The sequence below is a fragment of the Thiomicrorhabdus sp. genome (assembly GCF_041583835.1).
GTDB lineage: Bacteria > Pseudomonadota > Gammaproteobacteria > Thiomicrospirales > Thiomicrospiraceae > Thiomicrorhabdus.
Map to the genome: position 1 here is coordinate 1 of NZ_JBFHFC010000040.1, position 6,203 is coordinate 6,203.

The following is a 6,203-nucleotide window of genomic DNA, read 5'->3' on the forward strand; positions in this document are numbered from 1 at the left end:
ACTCCTTTACGCGCAATTCAACATCTACATGGCTGAAAGGCTTACAAATTTCATTTACAACAACTTTAGCTTGTTTAATTAATTCATTAGTTGTAAATGTTTTTTGTATGTCTTTGTAAAGAAAGCTTTCTCGCTTTCCATTTGGAAGGTTTAGGAATACATCAACCGAGGATAATTCATCCTCTTTTAGAAAGCCTACTAGTATATCTGTATATCCGTGTTCACTTGGATATAGTCGGTAAGAATATATTCCATCTGTAAAGACTCTATCTTGAGTCGCATCGTATTTTGCTTTAAGGCTGATGTTGTAATTGCTTCTTACATTTTTTTGAGAAACGTTCAGGACATCTTCAATGTATGTATTGTAAAAGTCTTCTAGGTTAGAGTATTTCTCAATTTCACTTTCCGTTGGTTTGAGGATATTGTGTAGAGCCTCTTTTTTCTTTTCTCTTGAAAGAGTATTTAAAAAAGCTCTTGCTAAGACGATCTTTTCAACAATAGATTGCATTTTTTGTTGGAATGCAACGCTTTCGAAGGAAAATGAAAACAAAGCTGCAACAAACATTGCTAACCCTAGAGTATTCAATAGTTGTGATAGCAGTTGGCAGTATTTATTAGTTGATTCTGCACTAATTAACATTCCTACTAAAATTAAAACTAAACCGAACCAAAAGTAGTTCAGAAAGAAGTTTTTAAAATGTGTCCAAGGGCTTTCCTTTGCTTCTTTTTTGTCATTAATTGGTTTTTTGTTGTCAGTCATAAAATGCTCTTAATGCTGGTTGATGAGTAATTCTATTGATTGTTTTGTGGATTGTAAACTTTTCCAAATTAGCGCGTGAGCAGAATCGTTTGCAGCACTGTCGCGATAAGCGACAGGCTCAAACGCATCTCGCGAACGTGCAATCTTTTCGGTGCGTCACTTAGTAACACAGCACCTGCAAAATACATAACCAAATAGAATAGCCTTTTAAGAATACCCCCTAAAAAGGGCAAAAAAGGCTTCGTTTGTTATCAAATCTCTTCCAATTCCTTGCGGATTCAATCGTAAATACATATCCTTAATACTTGAGTGAAGTGTGTGTAAGTTGTTGACACAAATGAGGATTCATTTATGTCACTATACCTTCGCAATAATGTGTGGTGGACAAGGTTCATTGCACCTGACGGCAAAATCGTACAGCGCTCAACCAAAACAGAAAATCGCAGACAAGCACAGGAGTACATGGATTTGTTGAAAGCAGACCTATGGCGTGTTCAGCATTTAGGTGAAAGGCCACGTTTGCTTTGGCAGGAAGCTGTTGTGCGTTTTATGCGTGAAACCCAGAACAAAGACCAATATAACGAAATCAGAATGTTCCGATATTTTGATAAGTATTTTCGGGATAAGTATCTGGACGAGATTAGACGGATGCATGTGGATGCCATTATTCAGGAAAAACTTGAAGATGGGGTGAGCAATGCAACGGTTAATCGTTATCTGCAAAAGTTGAAAGCGGTACTCAACAAAGCACACAAAGAATGGGAGGTGAAATGTAGCCCTCCCTACATCAAACTCTTGAAGGAACCTAAAAAGCGTGTCCGTTGGATTACAGAGCCTGAGGCTGAGAGGCTAATCAGTCTTTTGCCGGAGCATTTGGCGGATATGGTCACTTTCGCATTGGAAACAGGTTTACGTGAATCGAATATCACTTTGCTCCGTTGGGATCAGGTAGATTTGTCACAAAGAGCTATTTTCATTGAAGGAGACGATATTCTAAAAAGTGATAAGGCGTTTGTAGTTCCTCTTTCCGATATGGCTGTGGAGATTATTCGTCGTCAGGTCGGAAAGAACAGGGAACGTGTGTTCACGTACAAAGGTAAAGGAGTCCGTAGGGCGAACACCTATGCGTTTAAGAATGCGGTTAAAGCGGCGGGATTGGAGAACTTTCGATTCCACGACTTACGGCATACTTGGGCAACATGGCACGTTCAACGGGGAACGCCGATAGAAATTCTTCAAGAGCTTGGTGGATGGTCTGATTATAAGATGGTTAAGCGATACGCTCATTTTACGCATCAGCACCTTCAACAGTATGTAGACCGCGTCCAGAGCGGGCTAACTACAAAATTATCTACAGTCACTACTTTAGGCAACTTTAGAAAATAAAAAAGCCAGGCTTCAAAACACTGTAAGTGTATGAAATACCTGGCTTTAGAATATGGCTCCCGATGCTGGACTCGAACCAGCGACATACGGATTAACAGTCCGGTGTTCTACCAACTGAACTAATCGGGATTAGTCGTTCAAGCTCGTCGCTTGATGTGTGCGTATTATAGGGAAATATTTTTACCCTGCAACCCTTTCTTTTAATTTTTTTTACTTTTTTAAGCTTTTGTGAAATCGATGGGTGGTTGCAGGGGTAAGGATGGAATGATTTGTATTTTTCCGTGACTCTATTTTAATTTTGTCTCGAACTTTATAAGTGGGCTAAGTATTTATGCGTTAAATCAAATGCTTGTCGATTAAGTTTCTGATTTGTCATTTATTAAGTCGTTATAATGCGGTTTTATTTTCTTTAGGTTTTGTAAGGGTTTTTAGGGTGAGAAGCTTCCAGTCTAAGGTGCTTGTTGGGTTGACAACATTTTCCTCTTCATTTTTAGTCGCGCCTTTTGTCAGTGCGGCAGATATTTATCAAGACAGCGGAATGACCTTTAAAGGGTCGACGGGGTTGTTGATTGTGCCGACAGCACAAGTGGTCGAGCATGGTGCATTGGGGTTCGGTGTGAATGATTTTTTATTCCCCGGTTATCCATCCAGTCTTGAGGCTGAAAACTATTATATGACGGCGGGTGTATTAAAAGGGCTTGAAGTTCAGATTGGCTTGAATGAATCTCACCGTCCCGGTGCCGATCCGGATCGATATGGCGATTTTTATCGACGGGATTTAGTCGGTAATGCAAAGTACAGTTTTGATGTGTTTGATCCGCGTTTCAAGATTGCATTTGGTGGACAGGACTTGGCTGGCCTGGCGGTGAATTCCAGGCGCTATTACGGAGTGGGAACGTTTGTAGATGAATTGGGTTCCGTCAGCTTGGGTTATGCCTTGAAACCGGAGGATGGAACGGCGGCCGATAATCAGAATCATCTGGACGGGTTGTTTGGCGGTATTCAGCTTAATCTGCCCTACGGTTTTGCCGCACTTGCCGAGTATGACGGGGTTTATAAACGAGCAGGGGTTCGTTATAGAGTATCCGATCTTTTTGGAAGCAAGATTCATGTTAATGCACAGGCCAGTTTGTTAGGTGATGCACCGGATGAAGGTTCGGTTTTTGGTCTGTCGGTAGTGATTCCGTTGGGAGCTAAAGCATCTGAGGTGGCAGGATCTTCGGACGGTAGCGATGTTGATCCGGTATCTAGCGAAGAAGCCAATGCGCCTGAATATTCAGAGCCTCGAAAATACAAGGTTTTTCCTGAAGATTTCGCAGAGGATGAGGTGATCACAGAGCCGATTATAGTCAGTTTGAAGAGGGACGTAAGTTTAAGTCAGGAAGCAGACAAAACCTCATCCGTTGATTCCGGTTTGTTGAAGTCCACTGTTGATATGGCACAGTCTAAGGGGGATTTATCTTCGGCTCGCTCTTTGGTTAAAGATCTTGAGGATTCCGGTGTCCAGTTTGTGGCTGTAAAACAAGATGGCGACACTTTGTATATTCGATATCAAAACCGTTTGTTTGATTGGAGTGAGCAAGATGCATTGGCTCAAGTCATCGCGTTGGGAGCTGGCTACGCAGACCAAAATGGGATTCATAATTTGAATATTGAGGTTTGGAGCGAACAAAATCCGGTCTTGAGTGTTCAATTAAGCCCTGGCTGGGCTCTGGATAAGCCGCGTGAAAACTCTGTTGTTTCTAAATATTACGAACCGCACTTTGAGCAGATTGGATTGTTTTCCAATAGGCAGACGGGTTGGGATGTCGAGGCCGGGCGAACGGAATGGTTCTCGGTTAAGGTGAAACCGGTAATCTCGAATACGATTGGTTCGGAGCTCGGAGTGTATCAATATTCGTTAGGTCTGAACACGGAAGTTAGTGCCGAGTTGTGGAAAGGTGGGCGTTTCAGTATTAATCGAACGGATTTGATTCAAAACAGTAAGCAGTATGAGGACGGTGGGTTTTTTGATGATTATGCGATTCCGTCAGATTACATTCAGGCCGTACTTCAGCAGACGTTAGTTCCTTTTAAAGGTTTGGTGAATACGATTTCTTATCACCATCCTTTGAAAGAGGGGGCGAACACTTACCAGTTGATTGACGAGTGGCGATACTATGGCTTTGGCGGTCGTCACCAATTATATGGTTATGGATCCTATAATTGGAGTGATAAGGGATCGGCAAATTATAAAGACGATTATTTTTACGGTTTTAACGGTTATGAGTATTTCTGGCCGGAGCAAGGTTTGGCGCTAAATGTCGAGCGAGGCACTTACGTTAACGAGGATTTAACGACGAAGTTGACTTTAAAATCCTATGTTGGAGATTCTCAGTTCAGGGCAAGTTGGATTCGCGAAGACTCGGGGTATGAAAAAATATATGTTAGTTTCTCGGTGCCGTTGACGCCGAGAAAAGCGCTTTCTCTAGGGCCGGCAACCGTGCGTGGAGAAGGTAAGTGGGCCTACGGAATTCAAACCATTATTGATGATCCGAACAGTACCGGAAATAACATTAATATAGGTGATCCACGCTATAGACCTTTTGGTTTTTATACGGCTCAACCGTACGAACCTCATGATGCGGTGATGGATTCCGGAAAATTAACGCCTATTTATGTGGAAAATACAAAAAAACAGTTGAAATCACTAATAAAAAAGTGGTTAAAATAGGCTTAAAATTTAGCAGATAAATTCAATACTAATTAAGTTAAGGAAGATGAAATGAAGAAAAGTTTAATTTCAGTGGCAATTTTGACATCTTTGGGCTTGTCAGGGTGTTTCTCAAGCAGTTCATCGAGTGATTCGATTTTGCCTACTACAGCAACGATCGATGGCCAGGCGGTTGACGGTTACCTAAGTGGTATGTTCTGTTATGCGGATACGGATGCTAACGGTGATTTCGATTCAACTGTCGATGTTGCAGCAGCAGCGCTTACTAGCAGTACGGGGTTATTTGAAATTACCGGTCCTACAGATGTGGGTGATTACCCAATCGTGTGTCGTGCGGAAGCCGGAGCAACTGATACTGCGACAGGTAGTACTTTTTATGGTCAAATGTCAGCAGCGGCTGGTTCGGATTTCGTAACACCGATGACGACATTGGTTGAAGAGTTGGGTGCTGATGGTGTTAAAGCTGTATTTGGAACATTGTTGGATGGCGTGACTGATTTAAGCGGCGACCCTACCCAAAATATTGATTTGGCTCAAGCAACCGTTACAGTCACTGCTATCGTTTCTGCGATTTCACAGATGCTATATTTGCAGACGGGTAATGATGTCAATAATATCGATGTAGCGATTTCTAACGGAATTACGAAAACTGTTTTCTCAGCTTTAGCTACTGAATTAGCGGCTAAAGAAGCAGCGAATCCTGGTTCAGTTGATTTGACTGATGTTGCATCTGCAATGGGAACAGTTATCCAAAATACAGTAGACACGGCAACTCAAACTTTGACTGGTGATGATACTGCGACTAACCCAGATAAGAGTGATTTGGTTGCGGATCTAGAAAATACAATTGCTACTATTGTCACGACCTATGATGCAGTAACAACTCTGGATGAGTTGGCAACGGCTCAGTCTGATGCTGAAGATGCGTTGGATCTTAATCTGGATTTATCAACCGTAGATGCTACGTATACATTGGTTATTACAGCTGGTATTGTTGATGATACAGCTATTCCTGATGATACTGTTATTTCAGGTGCGACTTCTACTACTACGGATGTTTCTTCTGTATCTGGTGGTACAATCTAATTGACCGGCATTTAAACCGTTTAGGCGGTTTTGAAGTTCATTAAACCTCGTCATTTTGGCGGGGTTTTTTTGTTTATAGGGTTGGTAAAAGTATAAAAGTGAAGGGCAAGTGCTGTGGGATGATGTTTAATTAACGTATGAGTTAATGGGAGTCTATTTGGTTGATATGTAGATATAGATAGATTGAAAATATAGGGGTAAATCGATTTTTGATTAGGATTTAATCTATGAAAAGCAAAAGATTGGTACGACCGAGTG

At 41.6% G+C, this 6,203-nt stretch carries 4 protein-coding genes and 1 tRNA gene; 3 read left to right on the forward strand and 2 right to left on the reverse strand.

The window, feature by feature from the left end; all coding sequences use genetic code 11:
* On the reverse strand, positions 1–760 hold a 760-nt coding region (locus ABY044_RS12060), incomplete at its 3' end, for a hypothetical protein (RefSeq protein WP_373020986.1).
* A 351-nt stretch (positions 761–1,111) separates the two neighbouring features.
* Here ABY044_RS12060 and ABY044_RS12065 point away from each other — a divergent pair.
* Positions 1,112–2,146 (forward strand): tyrosine-type recombinase/integrase, encoded by a 1,035-nt coding sequence (locus ABY044_RS12065; protein ID WP_373020988.1) that lies wholly within the window; start codon positions 1,112–1,114, stop codon positions 2,144–2,146.
* A 53-nt stretch (positions 2,147–2,199) separates the two neighbouring features.
* Here ABY044_RS12065 and ABY044_RS12070 read toward each other — a convergent pair.
* Positions 2,200–2,275: transfer RNA gene (locus ABY044_RS12070), tRNA-Asn, on the reverse strand.
* A 337-nt stretch (positions 2,276–2,612) separates the two neighbouring features.
* Between ABY044_RS12070 and ABY044_RS12075 the strand changes: the two genes are divergently transcribed.
* Together ABY044_RS12075 and ABY044_RS12080 are read left to right on the forward strand one after the other, a co-directional pair.
* Positions 2,613–4,859: a hypothetical protein gene (locus tag ABY044_RS12075; RefSeq protein ID WP_373020990.1), complete on the forward strand. Its 2,247-nt coding sequence runs from the start codon at positions 2,613–2,615 to the stop codon at positions 4,857–4,859.
* Between the two features lie 51 nt (positions 4,860–4,910).
* On the forward strand, positions 4,911–5,945 hold the full coding sequence (locus ABY044_RS12080) for a hypothetical protein (RefSeq protein ID WP_373020991.1): 1,035 nt from the start codon (positions 4,911–4,913) through the stop codon (positions 5,943–5,945).
* Positions 5,946–6,203 lie beyond the last annotated feature (258 nt).

Excerpts from the sequence above, each read along its gene's own strand:
- ABY044_RS12065 (WP_373020988.1), top strand. The coding sequence starts at position 1,112 with ATGTCACTATACCTTCGCAATAATGTGTGGTGGACAAGGTTCATTGCA.
- ABY044_RS12080 (WP_373020991.1), top strand. The coding sequence starts at position 4,911 with ATGAAGAAAAGTTTAATTTCAGTGGCAATTTTGACATCTTTGGGCTTG.